Annotated in this window: 2 protein-coding genes; one reads left to right on the top strand and one right to left on the bottom strand. The window is 44.7% G+C overall.

Features of this window, described 5'->3' with window-relative positions:
• Positions 1 to 220 precede the first annotated feature (220 nt).
• Positions 221 to 511 carry a hypothetical protein gene (locus J4G02_21020; protein MCE2397006.1) on the top strand — a complete coding sequence of 97 codons (291 nt, stop codon included), beginning with the start codon at positions 221 to 223 and terminating at the stop codon, positions 509 to 511.
• Between the two features lie 83 nt (positions 512 to 594).
• On the opposite strand, the gene J4G02_21015 is transcribed toward J4G02_21020, so the two are convergent.
• Positions 595 to 915, bottom strand: a 321-nt coding sequence (locus J4G02_21015; protein ID MCE2397005.1) for a hypothetical protein, incomplete at its 5' end; no start/stop codon positions are given.

Genomic DNA, 915 nt, shown 5'->3' with positions numbered 1-915 from the left:
AACCCCCTAAATCCTCAACCCCCTAAATCCCCCTTGTCAGGGGGACTTTGGAAAATCAGGGGGACTTATGAACCAACTGCGTAAGTCCTATAGGCATTAAAAGATGTTGGGTTTCACTGTCGTTCAACCCAACCTACACCACTAGAAGTGGACTTATCTTTGTTCTTGACAGTAGGATATAATTGATGTACATTGTTAAAGTTAATAAGGAGGTAAACACATGAATGATTGGGGACAGGCAATTACAATCATTGTGTCGATTGTTGTTGGTGTTGGGGGCATTGTGATATATGTCAACCGACAGACTAACAAACGCATTGATGATTTTCGTAATGATGTTAATAGACGATTCGAGGCTGTTGATAGACAATTTGAGGCTGTTGATAGACGATTCGATGCTGTTGATAAACGATTTGATGCTGTTGATAGACGATTTGATGAGATTCGAGCGGACATTCGATTGATTCTGAATAAGCTCATACCAGAGCGTAAAAGTAAGGATTCAGATTAAGCATTTATCCACTAGCTAAAGACTTAATCCGCTTCTTGTGCAGTAAATCAGTATCTACTTATTAGTGTGTTACGTTTTACGCATTACGTTTCACACGCATCGAGGATCAGTTTCAAAACCTCCTGCTGCTGTAACCAAGTCACGGTATGTGTCTCGTAAGGCTGTGATGATCCCGGATAGGGGGTGGGGTTCATCGTCACGACAAGTTCGTAGCTCGGAAATACGACCACATAATGTCCGCCCGCGCCCCACGCGGTATATCCCTCTCTCGGCAGATCGTGCCAGAGTTTGCCCTTCTGATTTGTCCAAAATCCGTGTCCGTACCGCCACATATTCTCAGGACTGTTCGCCAGAATATCGGGCGCGACGGCAGTTGCCTCGCGTAGCCAGTTTTCGGGGATTAC

This window comes from Candidatus Poribacteria bacterium (assembly GCA_021295755.1).
Lineage (GTDB): Bacteria > Poribacteria > WGA-4E > WGA-4E > PCPOR2b > PCPOR2b.
The sequence above is the reverse complement of the archived record's forward strand: the minus strand, read 5'-3'. Positions and strand labels throughout refer to the sequence as shown.